The following is a 19991-nucleotide window of genomic DNA, read 5'->3' as shown; positions in this document are numbered from 1 at the left end:
GCGCCGATCAATCCACCGCTTATGCGAAATACAACGCGCGCAGCTCACTTTGCGATGCAGCGCTCAACTCTTTGCCATCGCTTTTGCGGGTGACTGTGTACACACCTTTACCGAGAACGATTTCCTCGCCATCGTTGGCAAAGCCAACGACGTTATGATTGGCGTCGAAAGGAATACGATGCAAACCGCCGTTGTGGCTGTTGAAGTCGGCGATAATACCCATATGCGGCGGGTTTTTTACCGAATCCCACCAAGGCAGCTTGCCGGCATCCTGCGCCCAAGTTTCACTCAAGGCTTCCGGCGGCAGGCAACGTTCGACCAGTCGCTGGCCGATCACAGCAAATTGCATACGCGCGATTTTCTCGGGTTCGGTGCCGACCATATCCCGCGTTTCCAGAATATCACCACTCAGATACGCATCGCTTGTTGAAACAACGCGGTTCCATGTGCCGTCAAGATTTTTGTGTTCAAACATTTTATTCCCCTTAGTCGATTTGATTTGGACAGGCATTAACCGCCAAGCAAAATCATGACCAATTTCCGCCGGCGCCAAAATTCGGCAATAACTGTTTGTTTTTAAAACTTAAGGCCGCTTCGAGTAAGTCTTCCGGCAGGCTCAAGGCGAAGCATATGTTATTGATTCCGTTCGTGGTAAGTTTGTCGGGCACGCCAGTGCAATCAATGTGTTAAAGGTTTCCTTGTAAATAGACCCCCAGCACTTTCATCGCTATCTCAAAACTCGCAAAAAGCTCAATCTTCGGGAACGCTTGCCAACTGTCCGACAATTTATCGAATTCCCGACAAAAACGCTCAGTATCGTAAGGTCAATCTAAGTGAAGAGATGTCGAAAGCCTGCCGCCATTTTTCATGCTAAGGATCAATAATTCGTTTTGCGGCTACCAGCGTCCGCGTTGGTGATTCTCGAATCCCGGCATTTGCTGAGGTTGCGGTGGGTAGACGAAACCCCTTACTGGCGGTAACCCATAATAGTCGGAGGGAGCCTGATAGCCGGTCGGAGGCTGAGGAACGTAGCCGCGATAGCCGCCTCGATAGCCCTGAAAACCTTGATTGCCTTGATTTCTTTGATAGTCTTGAAAATCACGATCACGATCACGATCACGATCACGATCACGATCCTGTTCATAGTCATTGCTGTAATCGTCTCGGCGATTGTATTGCCGATGCTCGGGTTGCTGCCGGTATTGTCGTTGCTGCGGTTGCTGACGTGGCGTGTAGACCCAGTCATCTTGATCGCCGAAGGCCGTGCCTGACAAAAGCCAGCCAAATACCAAAACTATCGCTTGCTTAACCATAAATCCTCCTAAAGTTGGATTTTAGTGAATACTCGTCAGTTTACTAAAAGATGGCGTCGGACTCTGTCATTTAGGTGTTGAGCGATTGTGCGCTCAGACCGATAAATATCTAAAAATTAAATATACATATGCAATTTAATCATTAATAAGCTGAGTGACTGCGCTGGCATAATGAAGTCACTTATCGAATATTATGAAGTTTAAGGTGATTGTCTATGAATTTAATGTATACGGCATCCGGTTTTGCCGTGGGTATGTTGGTGGGTGTTACCGGGGTTGGCGGCGGTTCGTTGATGACACCGCTTCTGGTGTTTTTGTTTGGCTTTAAACCCGCCGTCGCGGTAGGCACGGATTTACTGTATGCGTCGATTACGAAAACCGCAGGGGTGTTTGTTCATCATGGTAAGCACGGTTCGGTAGATTGGAAAATCGTCGGCTGGTTGGCGTTGGGTAGTTTGCCTTTTGCAGGTGTAACACTTTACGTGTTGAAAAATCTGATGGAGGTTGGCAAGGAAGTGACCGGTGCAATTACCTTTACCTTGGGTGTGGCTTTGTTGCTGACCGCTCTGGCCTTGCTGGTTCGCAGTATTCTGTTGCGCAAAGCGTCCAAGAGTGCGGAGATTGATGACGAACACAGCAACCAGGGAAATAGTGGCCGATTTTCACCACGGTGGGAAAAAGTTGCAACGGTTTTTACTGGTGCGGTGCTGGGGGTGTTGGTGACATTGTCGTCGGTTGGTGCCGGAGCTTTGGGAACCGTTGCTTTGCTATTTCTTTATCCAAGAATGACGACCTTGAAAATTGTCGGCACCGATTTGGCGCACGCGATTCCTTTAACCGCGGTAGCTGGTTTGGGGCATTTGAGCCTGGGGAATTTCGATCTGGATTTACTGATCAGCTTGCTGCTGGGGTCGGTGCCGGGTATTTGGGTCGGCAGTCATCTAAGTGCGAAGATTCCCGAATATTTTTTGCGTCCGGTGTTAGCGACTTTACTGCTGGTGATAGGCTTAAAATTCGTATTGCAATAAGCCCAATCTGGTTTTCTGAATAAAAAAGCCGTGCTCGTCTTTGCGACGAGCACGGCTTTTTTTGTTTGCCTATTTCGGCGCGCGTTTGCGTTCGTTTTCAGTCAATAAGATTTTACGTAGACGAATTGATTTAGGTGTCACTTCGACCAACTCGTCATCGCTGATAAATTCCAAAGCTTGTTCCAGCGTCATTTTTTGAATTTTGGCGCAGGTCAAGCTGTCGTCAGAGCCCGCCGCGCGAATGTTGGTTAAAGGTTTGGGCTTGGTCGGGTTAACCACTAAATCGTTGCCGCGAGAATGGATACCGACTAATTGCCCTTCGTAGATTTCATCGCCATTAACCACCAGCAACTCGCCGCGAGCTTGCAGCGGATACAGCGAATAATCGACCGCTTTACCTTTGGCCATGGAGATCAACACGCCACGCACACGATTACCGACCGCGCCTTCTTTCACAGGGCCATAATGGTCGAATACGTGATAGAACAGGCCCGATCCGGAGGTTGCGGTCAGGAACTCGGTCTGGAAGCCCAATAGACCACGGGAAGGCACGACATATTCCAAACGGATGCGGCCTTTACCGTCCGGCACCATGTCTTTCAGGTCGCCTTTACGGTCGCCCAATTTTTCCATGATGGTGCCTTGGTGCTGCTCTTCCACCTCAATCGTGACATTTTCAAACGGTTCTTGTTTGATGCCGTCAATTTCTTTGATGATCACTTGCGGGCGCGAAACGCCCAGCTCGAAACCTTCGCGGCGCATGTTCTCGATCAATACCGACAAGTGCAACTCGCCACGACCGGACACTTTAAATTTATCCGGATCGTCGGTGGTTTCAACACGCAGAGCCACGTTGTGCTGCAACTCTTTTTGTAAGCGGTCGTAAATTTGGCGAGTGGTAATGAATTTACCTTCTCTACCGGCAAACGGCGAATTGTTGACCTGAAAGGTCATGCTCACGGTCGGTTCGTCGACCGATAGCGGCGGCAAGGCAACTACATTGTTAGGGTCGCACAAGGTTTCCGAGATTTTCAGATTCTCGATACCGCAGAAGGCAATGATGTCGCCCGCTTGCGCGGTTTCCACTTCGACGCGCTCCAAGCCATGGAAACCATACAGTTTCAGCATGCGGCCACTACGGGTTTTGCCGTCGTTATCGATAATGGTCAATGGCATGTTGCGCGAGACTTTGCCTTGCTTGATACGGCCGATGCCGATTACGCCGACGTAGGAGTTGTAATCCAGACTGATGACTTGCATTTGGAACGGTGCGTCCACATCAACCGGCGGCGGCGCTACTTTATCGACAATAGTTTGGAACAGCGGTGTCATATCGCCGCCGGATACGTCGGCTTCCAGTCCGGCAAAACCATTTAACGCTGAGGCATAAACAATCGGGAAATCCAATTGCTCATCGGTGGCGCCGAGGTTATCGAATAAATCAAAAGTTTGATCGACGACCCAATCAGGACGGGCACCGGGACGATCCACTTTATTGATGACGACGATAGGCTTTAGACCTAAAGCAAAGGCTTTTTTAGTCACAAAGCGGGTTTGTGGCATTGGGCCGTCGACGGCGTCGACCAGCAGCAAAACCGAATCCACCATCGATAAAACCCGCTCAACCTCGCCGCCGAAATCGGCGTGACCCGGGGTGTCGACGATGTTGATGTGATAGCCGTTCCAGTCGATCGCAGTGTTTTTCGCCAGAATGGTAATGCCGCGTTCTTTTTCCAGCGCGTTGGAGTCCATCACCCGTTCGTCGACTTTGGTGTGCGCGTCGAAGGTACCGGATTGCTGTAAAAGTTGGTCGACTAAGGTGGTTTTGCCGTGGTCAACGTGAGCGATGATCGCGATGTTTCTGAGTTTTTCTATCACAATAATTTACTAGATGATTTTTAAGGAACAGATAGGCCGAACGGTAGAACCGACCAGCGGGATTTAGTTTTGGTTTATGCGCGGGCGCGAACCGATGGTAGAAGGATTAGCTTTGTTGCCAAGGCAAGCCGTGAAAACGCCAGCCGCCGGTATTGCCGCGGTGTTTGTTTTCATCCAGCGGGCCTTCGAAGCCTTCCAGAATGTTGATCAGATGCTGATAACCTGCCGCTTCCAGGGCTTTGGCGGCGTCTACAGAGCGTTGTCCGCTGCGGCATAAGAGCAGTATCGGCGCGGCTTTATCCGGGGCGTGCTGTTGTACTTGCTCCACAAAACCCGTATTTAACTGCATGCCGGGAAATTCTTTCCAGGCCACATGAATGGCTTGCGGCGGGTGGCCGACAAAGCTGTGCTCAATGGCTGTCCTGACATCGATCAGTACCGCTGCCGGGTTGCGTTGTAATACCGCCCAGGATTGTTTGGGGTCGAGATTTTCTATCATTAATTTACCGCTTTATTTTTGCCCGATAAAACAGGCTTCGTTTCTATTACCGAATCGCACATCGCCGAGTTTTGCGTATTCTTGGTAAAAAACTATGCTTAAGGGGCTGAATAGCCGCAATAACTCGTTGTTTGCCAGTAAATACTCGGGATTGCTGGGGCCTTGTTGGTCAAGTTTGTTGCGGGTAAATGTTTGATAAAACAGCAGGCCGCCCGGTTTCAAGGCTGCCATTATCGCATTACACAGGGTTCGGTCAAGAAAACGACTGATGACAATCACATCGTAAGTCTGCTCTGTAAGTGTTTCGGCGCTGATATGGCATTGCTGAGTGGTGATGGAAAGGCCTTTTTCGGCAGCCTGTTGTTGCAATATTCCCAGGCCGACTGAGGAAATATCCCAGGCATCGACGTCCAGCCCGGATCCGGCCAGTAATATCGCGTTGCCGCCGATGCCGCAGGCCAAATCCAGCGCTTTGCCTTGCTTGGGTAGCAAATATCGATGCTGCACCAACACCTCGGCTGGCGCAGGTGAGGCGGCAGAATCTCGATAAATGGCGTCCCACTTACTTTGTAGTTCGGTCATGGGTTCATGCCGATCCGATGCGGTAGCCAGGCTTGAATAAACTCCAGAAACGAACGGACTTTGGCGGACAAATATTTGCGGTGTGGGTAAACCGCATAAATCTCCAACGGCGCGATGCCGTATTGCTCCATGACCACTTGTAAACGGCCTTGTTCGATGTCGCGACCGACGATGTAGCGCGGCAACATGATCAGGCCTAAGCCATTCACCGCAGCGTTGCGGATCGGATCGGCCATGTTGGCTTGCATCCTGCCCGTGACGGTAACGGTGCGTTCGCCGAGTATGCCCTTGAATCGCCACTTGTTACGGGGCGGAATCGCCCAGTTGATCAAGCAGCTGTGGTCTTCCAGGTCTTCGGGGTCTTGTGGCGTACCGTGTGCTTTCAGATATTCCGGGGACGCGCATACGACCAGCGACGAGCTGGCCAGTTTTCGGGCCACCAGGCTGGTATCATTGAGTTGTCCCAAATAGATAGCCAGATCGACGCCCTCATCAATTAAATCGACTTGTCCGCCTTTCAGCACCATTTCCACAGATAGGTCAGGGTAGTTTTTTAGATATTCGGTCAAGCCCGGCGAAATATGGCTGGCGCCGATGACTGGCGGTGCCAGAATTTTCAGGGTGCCGCGCGGCTCTGTTTGCAGGTGAGTGATCGCCGATTCCATCTCGGCCACGTCGAGTAAAACTTGCTGGCAACGCTCCAGATAAGCCTCACCGGCTTCCGTCAGGCTCAAGCTGCGGGTTGTGCGATTGAATAAACGTGTGTTCAGTTCGCTTTCCAGCTGCATAATATGTTTGGTAGCCATCGCTCTGGAAATATCGAGATCTTTGGCGGCTCCGGCAAAGCTGCCGGCTTTGGCGACGCGGACAAAGACATTCATGCTGGTTAGTTTGTCCATGGTATCTCCTGGAAAGTAAAAAATTCACCAAAAAGCGTTGACATTTTTATTGTTTCTAAATTGTATACAATTTATTTAGTAAAAGCCTAATTGTAAACTTTTTTCTATCCTGTATAGTGCGCTGCAACTGAAGAGTAAACACATGAGGTCTTGTCAAGCGCAAGATTTAAAAATAGAGAATTTGAGCACAATGAACGACTTTAAAAAAGACATCTTAATCGGCGCTCTTTTTATTGTCGGTGTTTGGAGCTTTATTTCCGGCTTGTTCGTCATCTCTACTGTGCTGTTCGCTGTCACCTCCATATTTAGCAATATGTCGACTAAGGCGCTGCTGAATAGCTGATCCAAGAATTTGTAACTACCTCCTGGTGTTGTAATAACGAGCGGAACCTCCTTCTAAGCACTCCGCTGGTTTTTTTGCCTTCCTCTGCGCAAGCATAGGGAGGCTTTTTTTTGCCGATAGATTTTTTTTGGCTGCTTCGGCAACGTGCTATGATTTTGCAATTTTCAATCCAAACAAAAGCTAATGAGCGAAGTTTTACAGCAATTGGCCGAGATTCTTGAGCAGCGCAAGTTGCAAACCGCCGATCAGTCCTACGTAGCCAGTTTATATGCCAAGGGCTTGGATCATATTTTGAAAAAAATCGGCGAAGAGGCTACCGAGACGGTGATTGCCGCCAAAGACGGCGATAAGGATAAAATTGTGTATGAAACTGCCGATCTTTGGTTTCATTGCATGGTGATGTTGGCGCATCAGGAACTCGGCCCGGAACATGTGATCAGTGAGTTGCAAAGGCGCTTCGGATTGTCCGGTTTACAGGAAAAAGCGCAGCGCGATATTTCCTGATAGTAAAAATTAAGGAGTGAACAATGGGTTTAAGCATCCCTCATTTATTAGTAGTGTTAGTTATCGTGATCTTGGTGTTTGGCACCAAGCGCCTGAAAAATATCGGCGCCGATCTTGGCGAAGCGATTAAGGGCTTTCGTTCTGCCGTTAAGGAAGGTAGCGAAGATAAGGCTATTGCAAGCAAGGAAGAGGAGCCTTTGGAAGGCGAAGTCACTAATAAAGAAAAAGACCGAGCTTAGTCTGCGATATGTTCGACGTCGGTTTTTCAGAATTGTTGATGGTGGGGTTGGTGGCGCTATTGGTGCTCGGCCCGGAAAAATTGCCGAAAGCGGCCCGCTTGGCTGGGTTTTGGGTAGGAAAAGCCCGTACTGTGTTGGCCACTGCTAAGGCGGAAATTAAACAGGAATTGCACGCTGAGGAAATGCGCCAGTTAATCCAGCAACAGTCCATAGCCGGCGAATTGCAGAAAGTGGTGCAGGATACTCAGTCGGCTCTCGACGATATTAACTTCAATGCTCAGGCAGCGACAGAAATCAATCAGGACGATGACAAGCCAAGCGCCGCTGGATAACGAGCAGTCATTTTTTAGCCATTTAGTCGAACTGCGCGACCGCTTGTTAAGGGTCGTGTTATGCGTGCTGCTGGTATTTGTTGGTACCGCAAGCTACGCCAACGAGATTTACGCCTATCTGGCCGAGCCGCTGTTAGTGCACATGCCGAAAAACAGCACGATGATTGCCATTGATGTGGCCTCGCCGTTTTTCACGCCGTTCAAGCTTGCGTTTGTGGTGGCGGTGTTCGTTTCCATTCCCTTCATTCTTTACCAGTTCTGGGGTTTTGTGGCGCCCGGCTTATATCGCCATGAAAAACTGATGGTGGCGCCACTGTTATTGGCTAGTACGCTGTTGTTTTATAGTGGTGCGGCCTTCGCCTATTTTTTGGTATTTCCTCTGGTATTCGGCTATCTCACGTCGGCGGCGCCGGCCGGCGTGGCGGTGATGACAGATATAGCCACTTATCTGGATTTTGTATTGGCGATGTTTTTTGCCTTCGGCTTATCGTTCGAAATTCCGATTTTCACTATTGTGTTGGTCTGGACCGGCATCATCACCCCGGAAACGCTGTCTGAAAAAAGGCCGTATGTCATCGTTGGGGTGTTTGTCATCGCGATGTTTTTGACGCCGCCCGACGCTTTGTCGCAAACCCTATTGGCAGTGCCAATGTGGTTGTTGTTTGAATCCGGATTGCTGTTTTCACGCTTATTTGTCAAAAAAGAATCGGCAGCTGAGAATCGTGAGTAGTATCGCTCAGCGTTTCGCCACGGTACGCAAGCAACTCCGTCAGGCCGAAATCAATTCGCAGCGTTCACCGGGGAGTGTGCAGTTATTGGCGGTCAGCAAGACCAAGCCCGCCGCCGATATTGCCGCAGCCTACCGTTTCGGTCAGCGCCATTTCGGCGAAAATTATTTACAGGAAGCGCTGAAAAAACAGCAGGAATTGGCGGCATTCAATATCAGCTGGCATTTCATTGGGCCGATTCAATCCAATAAAACCAAGCCTATTGCCCAGCACTTTGCCTGGGTGCACAGCGTTGACCGCCTAAAAATAGCCGAACGCCTCAGCGAGCAGCGTCCGGATTTTTTGCCGCCGCTGAATATCTGCTTGCAGGTCAATATCAGCGATGAAGCGAGCAAATCCGGCATTGAATTGGCCGATTTGCCGGTGCTGATCGAACAAGTCGGTAAGCTGCCCAATTTGCGTTTACGCGGGGTGATGGCGATTCCGGAGCCGCAGCAGGATTATCTGGCGCAATGCCTGCCGTATCGGCGGCTCTATCAGGCAGTGCGGCAACTTGATCGTCACGATCTCGATACTTTTTCGTTTGGCATGAGTGGCGATTTACAGGCGGCGGTTGCCGAAGGCTCAACGCTGGTGCGGATCGGCACGGCGCTGTTCGGCGAGCGTCCTAGCCAATAATTTGTTTTTCATGGATAATGCAGGGTATTTTCCGATAAATCCCCATTTTTCAACGCGATGAAACAAAAGCTGGAATCCCTGTTACAACAAGCCGTTACAGCCCTTAAAACTCAAGGTATTCTCGAAAACGATTTTATTGCGCAAATCAATTTGGAGCGCACCCGCGATGCGCAACACGGCGATTTCGCCACCAATTTGGCGATGTTGCTGGCCAAGCCGGCCAAACTTAATCCTAGACAGCTGGCCGAAAAAATCGTCGCGGCGCTGCCGAGCGATGCGCTGATCACCAAGGTTGATATCGCCGGCCCCGGATTTATCAATTTCTTCATCAATCCCGATAGCCAATTTCAGGTCGTCAAACAGATACTCGATACTGGGTCGGAATACGGTTTGAGCAAGATCGGCGTTGGCAAGCGAGTGCAAGTCGAATTCGTTTCCGCCAATCCCACCGGGCCTTTACATGTCGGCCACGGCCGCGGCGCGGCTTATGGTTCTGCGGTGGCGGATTTGCTGGCGGCAGCCGGTTTTGAAGTCGAACGCGAATACTATGTGAACGATGCCGGCCGGCAGATGGATATTCTCGCCACCAGCGTCTGGTTGCGGTATCTGGAAGCCTGTGGCGAAGTTCTGCCTTTCCCTAGCAATGGCTATCGCGGCGAGTATGTCCGAGATATTTCCGCGAATTTGCATAAGAAAGCCGGCGACGCCTACCGCAGAGCTGCCGCGCTAGTGATGGCGGATTTGCCCGCCGACGAACCGCAAGGCGGCGATAAGGAAAAACACATTGATGCGTTGATCGACCGAGCCAAAACCTTGCTCGGCGAGGCTTATAAAGAGGTATTTCAAGCCGGTCTGGACGAAATTCTGGACGACATCAAAGACGACTTGGCTGAATTCGGCGTGAGTTATCAACAGTGGTTTTCCGAGCGTTCGCTGATGGACGATCATTCCGTTGAGCAGGCTTTGCAGCGTCTGGATGCGGCCGGCTATCTTTATCAGCAGGAAGGTGCTACTTGGTTTGCCTCCAGTCGCCTGGGCGACGAAAAAGACAGAGTGGTTGTGCGCGACAACGGCCAGACCACCTATTTTGCTTCTGATATTGCCTATCACATGCACAAATTGGATCGGGGCTTCGATCAAATCGTCAACATCTGGGGTGCCGACCACCATGGCTATATTCCGCGCGTGAAAGCGGCGATGCAAGCCTTGGGCGCCGACGAATCCAAACTGAAAGTATTGCTGGTGCAATTTGCGATCTTGTATCGCGGCGACGAAAAAGTACAGATGTCGACCCGCTCCGGCGAATTTGTCACCCTAAGGCAACTGCGCAGCGAAGTGGGTAGAGATGCGTGCCGCTTTTTTTATGTGATGCGTAAATCCGAACAACATATGGATTTCGACTTGAAATTGGCTACTTCCAGAAGCAACGAAAATCCGGTTTATTATGTGCAGTATGCGCATGCCAGGGTGTGCAGCGTGTTGCGCCAGCTCGACGAAAAAGGCCGGCAACGCAATCCGCAGTTAGGTATGGAGCATCTGAATCTGTTGACCGAAGAGCAGGAAGCCGCGTTACTGACTACACTTTCCAAGTACCCGGAAACTTTGGAACGTGCTGCTGTGAATTACGAACCTCATCAATTGATTCATTACTTGCGTGAACTGGCCAATCAGTTCCACAGTTATTACAACGCGCACCAGTTCCTGGTGGACGACGATAAGCTCTGCAACGCACGCATCAATTTGATTTGTGCCGTGAAACAGGTATTGGTCAATGCCCTATCCCTATTGAAAATCAATGCACCCGAAGCGATGTAATGGCCAGAGACTATAAGCACCGCGTTCAAAGTCCCAGTTACACCAACAGCCGTAGAAAACCGAAAAAGTCCTCGGTCGCACCTTGGCGCTGGTTGCTGGTCATCGCGCTGATTGTAGCTTTTGGGGTGTTTTTGAACATGATCCGCAAAATGGTACCGGAGTTGGTGGCAGGCAAGTCGGAGGCGGAGATCCCGCAAGTAGTGGAGAAGTTAAAGCAAGAGTTACCGGTCAAACCGCAAACTCAAGCGGTCGTTGAGCCGGAAAAACCGGCGGAGCCGCCGCAACCAGCGGAGCCGGAAGAACCGCGTTACGATTTTTATACCATACTGCCACAAGCGGAAGTAGTGGTGCCCGACTACGAAATCAAAACCCGGGTGCGCGAGCAGCTAGTTGGTAAAACCAAGGCGGCCAAATACATTATGCAGGCAGGTTCCTTCCGGGAGGCAGCGGAGGCTGATCGCCATAAGGCCAAGCTGGCATCGCTCGGCATAGAGTCCCGGGTCGAAAAGGCTAAAGTCGGCAATGTTATCTGGCATCGGGTTAAGGTCGGTCCCTACGATAATCCCGCCAGCGTTTCCACGATTAAGGAATTGCTGCAGAAAAACGGCATCGGTGTGATTGTTACCGAAAGCGGTCAATAAGCGTTCAAAAAAATCCAGGGATTTGCCTGGCATTGTTCAAGCAATTCTCCAGCGCAATGCTGTGTATACTGCGGTAGTAAATTAGATTGACTGGCTTGCTGTTTTAAGCTCTGATAACTTCAACAATTACGAGAGGAGAGGTCTTATGGTTAACAAAAAGACGATGGCGCTGATGGCTTTGGCGCTGATCATGCTGAGCGGTTGTAGCCGGGGTTTTCGGGCTAGCGAAGTCAAAGATGACGATTTGGTCGAGGTAAGCTACGAGGCTGTCGATCAGCTCCTTCTCGATTTGCGCGAGCCTTTGCCCAGAGGTAGTCTGGTGGTTATCAATTCGCTGGTTAATCTCGGAGAACTGGAGCAAACACTGGCGTTTGGCCGAATTGTCTCCGATCAAATTTCCTCGGCCTTTCATCGTTCCGGTTACCGGGTGATGGGTATGGAACTGCCTACCGAAATTTTTGCTAAAAACGAAGCCGGTATCCTGCAACTGCCTGATAAAACCAAGGAAGCTTTAAATAACGTCGGGGCTAAAGCGGTCGTTGTAGGATCGTTTGCTCCTGGCTACAACAATGTCTATGTGTCGCTAAGGGTTGTGGACATCGCCAGTCAGAACGTGATTTCTTCCACCGACTATTCTGTGTCGATGGGGCCGGATGCCAAAGTTTTGGTTAAAAAGCCGCCAGCACCCGCGCCAGCTAAGCCATAGCACCCAGATATTAAGCGGATTGCCTTTAGGCAATCCGCTCCTCGCTATAGTTTAGCCATCAGGCTCGACGCACTAAAGTCCCCCTCTAATTACCCAGTTGCTCGTGGGCCAAGTTCTGTGCCAAATACCCAGAAATTGCCTGCGGCGTATCGAAATTGCCGTAAGCCAATAACAATTTAGCGTAAGCCGCTTCCAACGACGTATTCCAGATCATTTCCGCGCCCACATCCAGTAGCTCGCGAGTCGAGGCGTATGCGCTTTCCGAATATAGCGCCGGTGCCAGATAAGTTTTGATGCCCTGCCTGGTGCAGTGTTTGACGAATTCCACCAAGCTGTATTGCTCTCCTGCTGCGGCAGAGGCGCAAGCCGTCCCGGAGTGGTAGAGGTCGTGCAGTAATGCATCGACCTTGTCGAGATTGTAAGCAGCGTAATCCAGGCCTGGGTAAGGTCTGATCAACAATATTCGTTTGGAAAAGTCTGGTTTAAGCGCAATCGGCGCGCGCGCGCCGGGCGCCAAATTTTGCAGAGAGTGGAAGCATCCGTTCTCGAAGCACATCCAGGCCTGCGACTGCACGCTGATAAAATCGCTACTTAAGGGCAGGCAGGACGATAGTCGACTGCCGAGATGAATCAGCATCGCTTGGCCTGGATTGCGATAGGGCACAAACACGCCGGCCAGACCAATTTGGCGGATAAATTCCACCGCACACAGAAAGTTCGCCACGCCGTTGGCTTGCGGGTTATCCAGCGGCAAATCGCTGGAAACCAGCAGCAGCGGAATCGCCAATCCATTGAAATACAGGCTTAGTGCGGCGGCGCTAAAAGCCAGGCTGTCGGTGCCGTGGGTGACGATGATGCCGTCGAATTGGCTTAAGTCCTCAGTTTCAACTGCAGCGATGATCTGGGGCCAGTGGCTGGGATGCAGGTTTTCGCTGAGAATCTGCACGGGCTGCAAGGTTTTGAAGTTAACCGAATCCGGCTTGGCGTCGTGTTCCGCAAAGCGTTGCAATAACTTAAAACCGGCGCTGCCGTCGGTATTGATGGTGTCGCCGCTGAGCTGCGAACCGATGGTGCCGCCGGTAAATATCAGCAGGATGTTTTTCTTCATAAACGATGGTTTCTAGTATGATGTTTTGCTCACAAAGCCCATCTTAAACACTCCGCATGAAAATATCACTGATCGTGGCGATGGCCGGTAATCGCGCCATTGGCCTGAACGGCCAAATGCCCTGGCATCTCTCGGCCGACTTGAAACGCTTCAAACAAATCACCATGGGCGCGCCGATATTGATGGGGCGTAAAACGTTTGAGGCCATCGGTCGGCCCTTACCGGGACGGGAGAATATCATTATCAGCCGCGACCCGAGTTATCAACAGCCCGGTTGCCGGGTGTTTGGCGACATCGATAGCGTGTTGCAATGCTATGCCGATAGCCCGGAGCTATTCGTGATTGGCGGCGCCACCTTATATGAAGCCATGCTGGCGTATGCCGATTATTTGTATCTGACCGAAATCCATAAAACCTTCGAGGGTGACACCTTTTTTCCGGAGATTGATGCCAGGCAATGGCGGGAGCTTGTCAGAGAGGATGTTGAAAATGATCAAGCCGTTGATTTTAGCTACAGTTTTTTAAAGTTGGAAAACGTCCGGCCTGGCTTTAGTGGCGTGCTGGATTTGCGCGGCCGCTCAGGATTAGGTGCGTTGTCATAAAACTGTCACATTTGCTTCATACTATTGTCACGCTAGGTTGGCAATATGAATCTTAAGTTTTAAACATTTCGAGAAAATATATGAAAAATACATTCAAGCTGAAATCGCTGGTTTTAGGATTTGGTTTTGCATCGGCCGCTTTAGTCGGCGGCGAAGCTGTGGCGGCTCCCGCGACTTTGGACCCCGCTTTGCCCGAATACGCGGCAGCTAGCGGCGTGTCCGGCAATATCTCCAGCGTTGGCTCGGATACTTTAGCTAACTTGATGACCTTGTGGGCCGAAGAATTCGGCAAGATTTACCCCAACGTCAACATTCAGATTCAAGCAGCCGGTTCGTCAACCGCGCCGCCAGCTTTGACCGAAGGCACCGCTAACCTGGGTCCGATGAGTCGGAAAATGAAAGACAACGAAATCGACGATTTCGAAAGCAAATACGGATACAAACCCACTGCGATTCCGGTTGCTATCGATGCGCTGGCGGTTTTCGTCAACAAGGACAATCCGGTTAAAGGCTTGAGCCTTCCGCAAGTGGATGCGATCTTGTCTTCAACCCGTAAATGCGGTTATGCCACTGACATCACCACCTGGGGCCAAGCCGGCCTGACGGGCGGCTGGGCAAACAAACCTATTCAGCTGTATGGCCGTAACTCGGTTTCCGGTACATACGGTTTCTTCAAAGACGAAGCACTGTGCAAAGGTGACTTCAAAAGTAACGTCAACGAACAGCCTGGTTCTGCGTCGGTCGTGCAATCGGTTACGACGTCGGCAAACGGCATCGGTTATTCCGGTATCGGTTATTCCACCTCGGGCGTAAAAGCCGTGCCACTGGCATTGAAGGATGGCCAGCCGTTTGTTGAGGCCACTCCGGAAAATGCCACATCCGGCGCGTACCCGCTGTCTCGTTTCTTGTACGTTTACGTGAACAAAAAACCTAACGAGCCGCTGGCCCCCATGGAAAAAGAGTTCATCAAAATGGTGTTGTCTAAAACCGGTCAACAAGTCGTGATCAAGGACGGCTACATTCCATTGCCAGCCAAGGCAGTCGAAAAAGCTCTAACTCTGATTCAGTAATTACATCAGCCAAGGATGCCTGATAAAGGGACAATTCTGCATGGATGCAGCAAGGGATTGGCTAATACCAACAATGTCATTGCCCCTCTCGCCAAGTAATGGTGGATGATCTTGTATACTATCAAGCCGATAATTCTGTAGTTTTATCGGCTTTTTTGTCTCTGAAGGCGTTGCGATTGTTCGGCGCCGCTTTTTGTTAACTCACGATACCTAGTTATGACTGAAGTCCATTCCACTCAAGCGAAAGCCACGCTGTTTCAGACGGCGACCAGTGAGCGCTATCAGCGTTGGCGGCTAGTAAAGGACAAAATGGTGGCTCGCGGCGTCGTAGCCGGCGGGTTGAGCATTATCCTGGCGGTGGTGTTAATCTTTTTCTATCTGCTGTATGTGGTTTTCCCGATACTGATGCCCTCCCACGCGGAAGTGGTCGGCCGTTATGACGTGCCCGAGCAGGTGCTGGGCAATACCGTTTTCCTGTCGATGGAAGAACAGAACGAAGTGGCGGTGCGGTTTACCGACACCGGCAAAGCGATATTTTTTAGCGTTGCCACGGGTCAACTGATTCGCGTGGATACCCTACCTATCCCCGAGCAAGTACAAATTACCAGTTACGCGCATGGCGGTGTCGATAAAGGCGTGATTGCCTTTGGTTTATCCGATGGTCGTGCCGTGGTCGTCAAGCATGATTACAAATTGTCTTATCCCGGCGGCAAGCGGGTCATTACCCCCGCTATTCAATATCCCTTAGGGGCCGAACCACTAGTGGTGGATAAGCAAGGCCAGGCGCTCACCAAGCTGGCGGTGAAGTTAGGCGATAAAAACAGCACTTTGCTGGCTAAAACCGCTGATAACCGTATGGTGCTGAGCAGTCTTAGTAAAAAAGAATCGCTGTTCGACGACGAAGGCACTTGGGAATCCACCGATTCACTGGTTGAGATGGCCGCGGATGACGTGGATTTTATCCTGTTGGATAAAGAGTTGCGCAACCTCTACCTGGCCAGCCGCGCAGGGGATTTGACTGTCGTTGATATTCTCGACAAGAGCAAACCCGAGATCAAACATAAATTGAATGTGCTAAACCAAGGCGTGCAAATCAGCAGCATGGAATTTCTGAACGGCGATATTTCTCTGCTGATCGGCGACACCAGCGGTGTGATGGCGCAATGGTCAATGGTCCGCGACCAGCAAAACCATTTCAGTATCGAGAAGCTACGGGCGTTTAAAGTATCCGACGCGCCGATTATTACCATCAATCCGGAACAGCGCCGCAAAGGTATGCTGGCGGCCGACGCCAACGGCGAGATCGGCATTTACAGTTCCACCGCCGAGCGGGAATTGATCAAGGAAAAAATTGCTGGCGGAAAACCTGTTGCCGTCACCTTATCGCCGCGCGCCAATGCCATGTTACTGCAAACCGAAGACGGCAAAATCAATCATTGGACTATCGAAAACGAACATCCGGAAGTATCGTGGCGTTCGTTATGGAACAAAGTCTGGTACGAAAGCTATCCAAAACCGGATTACATTTGGCAATCCTCGGCGGCCAGTAACGATTTCGAACCGAAAATGAGCTTGACGCCGCTGGTGTTCGGCACCTTAAAAGCCTCGTTCTACGCGATGCTGATGGGCGTGCCGTTGGCCTTATTTGGAGCGATTTATACCGGCTATTTCATGGCGCCCAGCGTGCGGCAGTACGTAAAGCCGGGCGTGGAAATCATGGGCGCCTTGCCGACCGTGATTTTGGGCTTTTTAGCCGGCTTGTGGCTGGCACCTTTCGTGGAAGCCAATCTCACCGGGATTTTTGCATTATTGATGGTTGTGCCGCTGTCCGTGATGATTTTTGCCTATTTCTGGCAATTCGTACCGGAACAAACCCGCCACAAAATCCCCGACGGCTGGGATGCGGTAGTGCTGATCCCAGTGGTGATATTCGGCGCCTGGCTGGCTTTTCAGTTAAGTCCGACTATCGAAGCCTTGTGTTTTAAAGGCGATCTGCGCACCTGGATGCGCGAGGAATTTGGAATCGGTTACGACCAGCGCAACACCTTGGTCGTTGGTTTGGCCATGGGTTTTGCGGTCATTCCGATGATTTTCTCCATCGCCGAAGACGCGATTTTCAGTGTGCCCAAGCATTTAACCACCGGCTCGTTGGCGCTGGGTGCCACGCCTTGGCAAACCATGACCAAGGTGGTGTTGCTGACTGCCAGTCCGGGTATTTTCTCGGCCATTATGATCGGTTTCGGCCGTGCGGTCGGCGAGACGATGATCGTGCTGATGGCCACTGGCAATACTGCGGTGATGGATTTGAGCATCTTCCAGGGGCTGCGCACACTGTCGGCTAACATCGCGGTGGAAATGCCAGAATCGGAAGTCAACAGTACCCACTATCGCGTACTGTTTCTGGCGGCCTTGGTACTGTTCATGTTCACGTTTGTAGTCAACACGCTGGCTGAAGTCATTCGGCAGAATCTAAGACAAAAATACAGCTCATTATGATTAAAGCATGGTTTAAGAGCGGTTCGCCCTGGATATGGATGACCGCCGGCGCGGTCAGTTTAAATCTGATACTGGTGGTGGGTTTGCTACTGCTTATTGCGGTACGGGGCTTGGGGCATTTTTGGCCGGCCGACATTATCGAATATCGCTATCAAGACCGCGATGGCCCGGAGAGTTCTATCATTGGCGAAGCGGTGGCTACTTCGCTATTACCGGCCGCGCAAGCCAAGGCTGCCGGCCATGAGTTGCTGGATAACGGCGAATACCTGGTGCAGCATCTGGTAAAAACCGGTAACCGCGATATTCTCGGTAGCGATTTTCGCTGGATTCAGCAGCAATATATTCACAGCCAATCCACGCCGGACGATTTGATCATGGTCGAACGTCGCGAGTGGGGTAATTTCTACGGCCGCTTGTTAGCGGTTAAGGAAGACGGCGCGGTGATTGCCCAAGGCGATCAGGCCTGGCAAGTGGCGCAACAAAAACTGGCGACAGTCTTGGAGCAGCACGACGAAATCGATAGTTTACAAGACCACGAAGTTGGGGCGATCAACTATGAATTGGAGCGCTTGCGTTTGAAGCAACGCGCGCTGGAGTTGAAAAGTGCCTGGAACGATGCGGCCAAGCAGGAATTTGCCGCGCAAAAGCAGACATACGAAAAACAATACCAAGCCATCCAGCAACAAATCGGCAAGTTGAGCAAGGAAAGCAAACGCTACAGCTTGGTGGTGGCGGAAGCCGGACAAAAAGAAATTAGCCTGCCCTTGAATCGGGTGGTGAAAATGACCCGCCCCAACACGATGAGCGTGCTGGACAAATGTATCGAATATGTCGGCAATTTCGCCACGTTTGTTAGCGATGAGCCGCGTGAAGCCAACACCGAGGGCGGTATCTTTCCGGCTATTTTCGGTACCGTGTTGATGGTGATGCTGATGGCGGTTGTGGTGACGCCGTTCGGCGTCATCGCTGCGGTTTATCTGCGCGAATATGCCAAGCAAGGCTTTATCACCCGCGTGATCCGCATTGCCGTTAATAACTTGGCCGGCGTGCCGTCCATCGTTTACGGCGTGTTTGGTTTGGGCTTTTTCGTGTATATCATCGGCGGCAACATCGACCGCCTGTTTTTCCCGGAAGCGGCCCCGGCACCGGTGTTCGGTACGCCGGGCTTATTATGGGCTTCGCTGACGCTGGCTTTGATGACCTTGCCGGTGGTGATCGTCGCCACCGAGGAAGGTTTGTCGCGGATTCCCAAATCGATACGTGAAGGCAGCTTGGCGCTGGGCGCGACTAAAGCCGAAACGCTGTGGCGCACGGTATTGCCGATGGCTAGTCCGGCGATCATGACCGGCTTGATTCTAGCGGTGGCGCGCGCCGCCGGTGAAGTGGCGCCGTTGATGCTGGTTGGTGTGGTGAAATTGGCGCCGACCTTACCGTTGGACGGCAACTTTCCTTATCTGCATCTGGACAGAAAGTTTATGCATTTGGGATTTCATATTTATGACGTCGGCTTCCAGAGCCCGAATGTCGAAGCGGCCAGACCTTTGGTTTACGCGACGTCACTGCTACTGGTGATGGTGATTATCGGCTTGAACATGTTCGCTATCTCGATACGTAACAATTTGCGGGAAAAATACCGCGCCCTGGAAAATTAAATTCGCATATCCATCCGGAAGACTGGACCCTATATCATGACAACAGCCCAAAAGAATACCCACGCCATTGACATTAGCGCGTTGAAAAGGGAAGACAGAAAGAGCGTTGAGCAATTGGAAACCTGCATCAAAGTTGAAAATCTGGATTTGTTTTACGGCCAGAAGCAGGCCTTGCATGGCGTGAACATGGAAATGCCGCGTAAGAAAGTGACGGCCTATATCGGTCCCAGCGGCTGCGGTAAATCCACCTTATTACGCTGCATCAACCGGATGAACGATTTGGTCGATGGCGTCAGCATCAAAGGCAAGATTCTGCTGGACGGCGAGGATATATACGATAAATCGGTCAACGTTGCGGCTTTGCGCCGGCGCGTGGGCATGGTGTTTCAAAAACCCAATCCGTTTCCGAAAACCATTTACGAAAACGTGGCGTACGGGCTGCGGATTCAGGGGATTAACGACCGGCGCATCCTTGATGAAGTCGTGGAAAAATCCCTACGTGGCGCCGCGTTATGGGACGAGATGAAAGACCGTTTAAACGATAATGCCTTGGGTATGTCGGGTGGTCAGCAACAGCGGCTGGTGATCGCCCGCGCCATCGCGATCGAGCCGGAAGTGATTCTGTTGGACGAACCGGCCTCGGCGCTAGACCCGATCTCGACGCTAAAAATTGAAGAATTGATTAACGAATTGAAAGAAAAATATACGATAGTGATCGTTACTCACAACATGCAGCAGGCGGCGCGGGTATCCGATTTCACCGCTTTTATGTACATGGGTGAATTAATCGAATTTGGTGAAACCAGCGAGTTGTTTACCAATCCGGCAAAAAAACAAACTGAAGATTACATTACCGGCAGGTACGGCTAGGAGGTAAA

At 51.1% G+C, this 19991-nt stretch carries 22 protein-coding genes; 15 read left to right on the top strand and 7 right to left on the bottom strand.

The features are described 5' to 3' along the window. Positions 1-19 precede the first annotated feature (19 nt). Positions 20-475 (bottom strand): hypothetical protein, encoded by a 456-nt coding sequence (locus JL719_RS23160; RefSeq protein ID WP_033156891.1) that lies wholly within the window; start codon positions 473-475, stop codon positions 20-22. Between the two features lie 421 nt (positions 476-896). Further along, a complete protein-coding gene (locus tag JL719_RS23155; protein ID WP_129871452.1) occupies positions 897-1313 on the bottom strand; it encodes a hypothetical protein in 417 nt (138 codons plus the stop codon). Positions 1314-1528: 215 nt separating this feature from the next. Here JL719_RS23155 and JL719_RS23150 point away from each other — a divergent pair, with 215 nt between their 5' ends. After that, positions 1529-2341, top strand: a complete 813-nt coding sequence (locus JL719_RS23150) for a sulfite exporter TauE/SafE family protein (protein ID WP_033156889.1) — start codon at positions 1529-1531, stop codon at positions 2339-2341. A gap of 69 nt (positions 2342-2410) precedes the next feature. On the opposite strand, the gene typA is transcribed toward JL719_RS23150, so the two are convergent. The 4 genes from typA to JL719_RS23130 form a co-directional block, all read right to left on the bottom strand. Further along, a complete protein-coding gene (gene typA, locus JL719_RS23145; protein WP_033156888.1) occupies positions 2411-4219 on the bottom strand; it encodes a translational GTPase TypA in 1809 nt (602 codons plus the stop codon). Between the two features lie 106 nt (positions 4220-4325). After that, positions 4326-4718 (bottom strand): rhodanese-like domain-containing protein, encoded by a 393-nt coding sequence (locus JL719_RS23140; RefSeq protein WP_033156887.1) that lies wholly within the window; start codon positions 4716-4718, stop codon positions 4326-4328. Positions 4719-4730: 12 nt separating this feature from the next. Beyond that, on the bottom strand, positions 4731-5300 hold the full coding sequence (locus tag JL719_RS23135) for a class I SAM-dependent methyltransferase (protein ID WP_033156886.1): 570 nt from the start codon (positions 5298-5300) through the stop codon (positions 4731-4733). After that, positions 5297-6199, bottom strand: a complete 903-nt coding sequence (locus tag JL719_RS23130; RefSeq protein WP_020484211.1) for a LysR family transcriptional regulator — start codon at positions 6197-6199, stop codon at positions 5297-5299. Before JL719_RS23130 ends, JL719_RS23135 begins: the two co-directional genes overlap by 4 nt. A 142-nt stretch (positions 6200-6341) precedes the next feature. On the opposite strand from JL719_RS23130, the gene JL719_RS23125 reads away from it, so the two are divergent. From JL719_RS23125 to JL719_RS23085, 9 genes are all read left to right on the top strand, one after another. Continuing rightward, positions 6342-6542: a hypothetical protein gene (locus JL719_RS23125; RefSeq protein ID WP_129871451.1), complete on the top strand. Its 201-nt coding sequence runs from the start codon at positions 6342-6344 to the stop codon at positions 6540-6542. A gap of 183 nt (positions 6543-6725) precedes the next feature. After that, complete coding sequence (locus JL719_RS23120) at positions 6726-7046, top strand: phosphoribosyl-ATP diphosphatase (RefSeq protein WP_033156885.1); 321 nt, start codon at positions 6726-6728, stop codon at positions 7044-7046. 23 nt (positions 7047-7069) lie between these two features. Next, the gene (gene tatA / locus JL719_RS23115) at positions 7070-7285 is read left to right on the top strand and encodes a Sec-independent protein translocase subunit TatA (RefSeq protein WP_033156884.1); all 216 of its coding nucleotides are present in this window, start codon (positions 7070-7072) and stop codon (positions 7283-7285) included. 8 nt (positions 7286-7293) lie between these two features. Continuing rightward, positions 7294-7617, top strand: coding sequence for a Sec-independent protein translocase protein TatB (gene tatB / locus JL719_RS23110; RefSeq protein ID WP_026602621.1), 324 nt, complete (start codon positions 7294-7296; stop codon positions 7615-7617). Continuing rightward, on the top strand, positions 7592-8347 hold the full coding sequence (gene tatC / locus JL719_RS23105; RefSeq protein ID WP_033156883.1) for a twin-arginine translocase subunit TatC: 756 nt from the start codon (positions 7592-7594) through the stop codon (positions 8345-8347). The genes tatB and tatC overlap by 26 nt, the downstream gene beginning before the upstream one ends. After that, entirely contained in the window at positions 8340-9023 is a 684-nt protein-coding gene (locus JL719_RS23100; RefSeq protein ID WP_033156882.1) for a YggS family pyridoxal phosphate-dependent enzyme, read from the top strand. Before tatC ends, JL719_RS23100 begins: the two co-directional genes overlap by 8 nt. Before the next feature lie 57 nt (positions 9024-9080). Continuing rightward, positions 9081-10838: an arginine--tRNA ligase gene (gene argS / locus JL719_RS23095; protein ID WP_033156881.1), complete on the top strand. Its 1758-nt coding sequence runs from the start codon at positions 9081-9083 to the stop codon at positions 10836-10838. Then, positions 10838-11479 (top strand): SPOR domain-containing protein, encoded by a 642-nt coding sequence (locus JL719_RS23090; protein WP_033156880.1) that lies wholly within the window; start codon positions 10838-10840, stop codon positions 11477-11479. The genes argS and JL719_RS23090 overlap by 1 nt, the downstream gene beginning before the upstream one ends. Before the next feature lie 145 nt (positions 11480-11624). Further along, a complete protein-coding gene (locus tag JL719_RS23085) occupies positions 11625-12185 on the top strand; it encodes a FlgO family outer membrane protein (RefSeq protein ID WP_033156879.1) in 561 nt (186 codons plus the stop codon). Between the two features lie 85 nt (positions 12186-12270). On the opposite strand, the gene JL719_RS23080 is transcribed toward JL719_RS23085, so the two are convergent. Beyond that, positions 12271-13293 carry an asparaginase gene (locus tag JL719_RS23080; RefSeq protein WP_033156878.1) on the bottom strand — a complete coding sequence of 341 codons (1023 nt, stop codon included), beginning with the start codon at positions 13291-13293 and terminating at the stop codon, positions 12271-12273. A gap of 56 nt (positions 13294-13349) precedes the next feature. Between JL719_RS23080 and JL719_RS23075 the strand changes: the two genes are divergently transcribed. The 5 genes from JL719_RS23075 (at position 13350) to pstB (ending at position 19983) form a co-directional block, all read left to right on the top strand. Then, the gene (locus JL719_RS23075; protein ID WP_051670018.1) at positions 13350-13895 is read left to right on the top strand and encodes a dihydrofolate reductase; all 546 of its coding nucleotides are present in this window, start codon (positions 13350-13352) and stop codon (positions 13893-13895) included. Between the two features lie 80 nt (positions 13896-13975). After that, positions 13976-14965, top strand: coding sequence for a PstS family phosphate ABC transporter substrate-binding protein (locus JL719_RS23070; RefSeq protein WP_033156877.1), 990 nt, complete (start codon positions 13976-13978; stop codon positions 14963-14965). Positions 14966-15181: 216 nt separating this feature from the next. Next, the gene (locus JL719_RS23065) at positions 15182-17461 is read left to right on the top strand and encodes an ABC transporter permease subunit (RefSeq protein ID WP_033156876.1); all 2280 of its coding nucleotides are present in this window, start codon (positions 15182-15184) and stop codon (positions 17459-17461) included. After that, positions 17458-19113 carry a phosphate ABC transporter permease PstA gene (gene pstA, locus JL719_RS23060; RefSeq protein ID WP_033156875.1) on the top strand — a complete coding sequence of 552 codons (1656 nt, stop codon included), beginning with the start codon at positions 17458-17460 and terminating at the stop codon, positions 19111-19113. The genes JL719_RS23065 and pstA overlap by 4 nt, the downstream gene beginning before the upstream one ends. Before the next feature lie 36 nt (positions 19114-19149). Next, entirely contained in the window at positions 19150-19983 is an 834-nt protein-coding gene (gene pstB, locus JL719_RS23055) for a phosphate ABC transporter ATP-binding protein PstB (RefSeq protein WP_033156874.1), read from the top strand. The last annotated feature ends 8 nt before the right edge of the window (positions 19984-19991 follow it).

The organism is Methylomonas sp. LW13, assembly GCF_016865255.1.
GTDB lineage: Bacteria > Pseudomonadota > Gammaproteobacteria > Methylococcales > Methylomonadaceae > Methylomonas.
Note: the sequence above shows the minus strand (reverse complement) of the source record. Positions and strands in the feature narration are given on the sequence as shown.

Excerpts from the sequence above, each read along its gene's own strand:
- JL719_RS23160 (WP_033156891.1), bottom strand. The coding sequence starts at position 475 with ATGTTTGAACACAAAAATCTTGACGGCACATGGAACCGCGTTGTTTCA.
- JL719_RS23155 (WP_129871452.1), bottom strand. The coding sequence starts at position 1,313 with ATGGTTAAGCAAGCGATAGTTTTGGTATTTGGCTGGCTTTTGTCAGGC.
- JL719_RS23150 (WP_033156889.1), top strand. The coding sequence starts at position 1,529 with ATGAATTTAATGTATACGGCATCCGGTTTTGCCGTGGGTATGTTGGTG.
- JL719_RS23140 (WP_033156887.1), bottom strand. The coding sequence starts at position 4,718 with ATGATAGAAAATCTCGACCCCAAACAATCCTGGGCGGTATTACAACGC.
- JL719_RS23135 (WP_033156886.1), bottom strand. The coding sequence starts at position 5,300 with ATGACCGAACTACAAAGTAAGTGGGACGCCATTTATCGAGATTCTGCC.
- JL719_RS23130 (WP_020484211.1), bottom strand. The coding sequence starts at position 6,199 with ATGGACAAACTAACCAGCATGAATGTCTTTGTCCGCGTCGCCAAAGCC.
- JL719_RS23125 (WP_129871451.1), top strand. The coding sequence starts at position 6,342 with ATGAGGTCTTGTCAAGCGCAAGATTTAAAAATAGAGAATTTGAGCACA.
- JL719_RS23120 (WP_033156885.1), top strand. The coding sequence starts at position 6,726 with ATGAGCGAAGTTTTACAGCAATTGGCCGAGATTCTTGAGCAGCGCAAG.
- tatA (WP_033156884.1), top strand. The coding sequence starts at position 7,070 with ATGGGTTTAAGCATCCCTCATTTATTAGTAGTGTTAGTTATCGTGATC.
- tatB (WP_026602621.1), top strand. The coding sequence starts at position 7,294 with ATGTTCGACGTCGGTTTTTCAGAATTGTTGATGGTGGGGTTGGTGGCG.
- tatC (WP_033156883.1), top strand. The coding sequence starts at position 7,592 with ATGACAAGCCAAGCGCCGCTGGATAACGAGCAGTCATTTTTTAGCCAT.
- argS (WP_033156881.1), top strand. The coding sequence starts at position 9,081 with ATGAAACAAAAGCTGGAATCCCTGTTACAACAAGCCGTTACAGCCCTT.
- JL719_RS23090 (WP_033156880.1), top strand. The coding sequence starts at position 10,838 with ATGGCCAGAGACTATAAGCACCGCGTTCAAAGTCCCAGTTACACCAAC.
- JL719_RS23085 (WP_033156879.1), top strand. The coding sequence starts at position 11,625 with ATGGTTAACAAAAAGACGATGGCGCTGATGGCTTTGGCGCTGATCATG.
- JL719_RS23080 (WP_033156878.1), bottom strand. The coding sequence starts at position 13,293 with ATGAAGAAAAACATCCTGCTGATATTTACCGGCGGCACCATCGGTTCG.
- JL719_RS23075 (WP_051670018.1), top strand. The coding sequence starts at position 13,350 with ATGAAAATATCACTGATCGTGGCGATGGCCGGTAATCGCGCCATTGGC.
- JL719_RS23070 (WP_033156877.1), top strand. The coding sequence starts at position 13,976 with ATGAAAAATACATTCAAGCTGAAATCGCTGGTTTTAGGATTTGGTTTT.
- JL719_RS23065 (WP_033156876.1), top strand. The coding sequence starts at position 15,182 with ATGACTGAAGTCCATTCCACTCAAGCGAAAGCCACGCTGTTTCAGACG.
- pstA (WP_033156875.1), top strand. The coding sequence starts at position 17,458 with ATGATTAAAGCATGGTTTAAGAGCGGTTCGCCCTGGATATGGATGACC.
- pstB (WP_033156874.1), top strand. The coding sequence starts at position 19,150 with ATGACAACAGCCCAAAAGAATACCCACGCCATTGACATTAGCGCGTTG.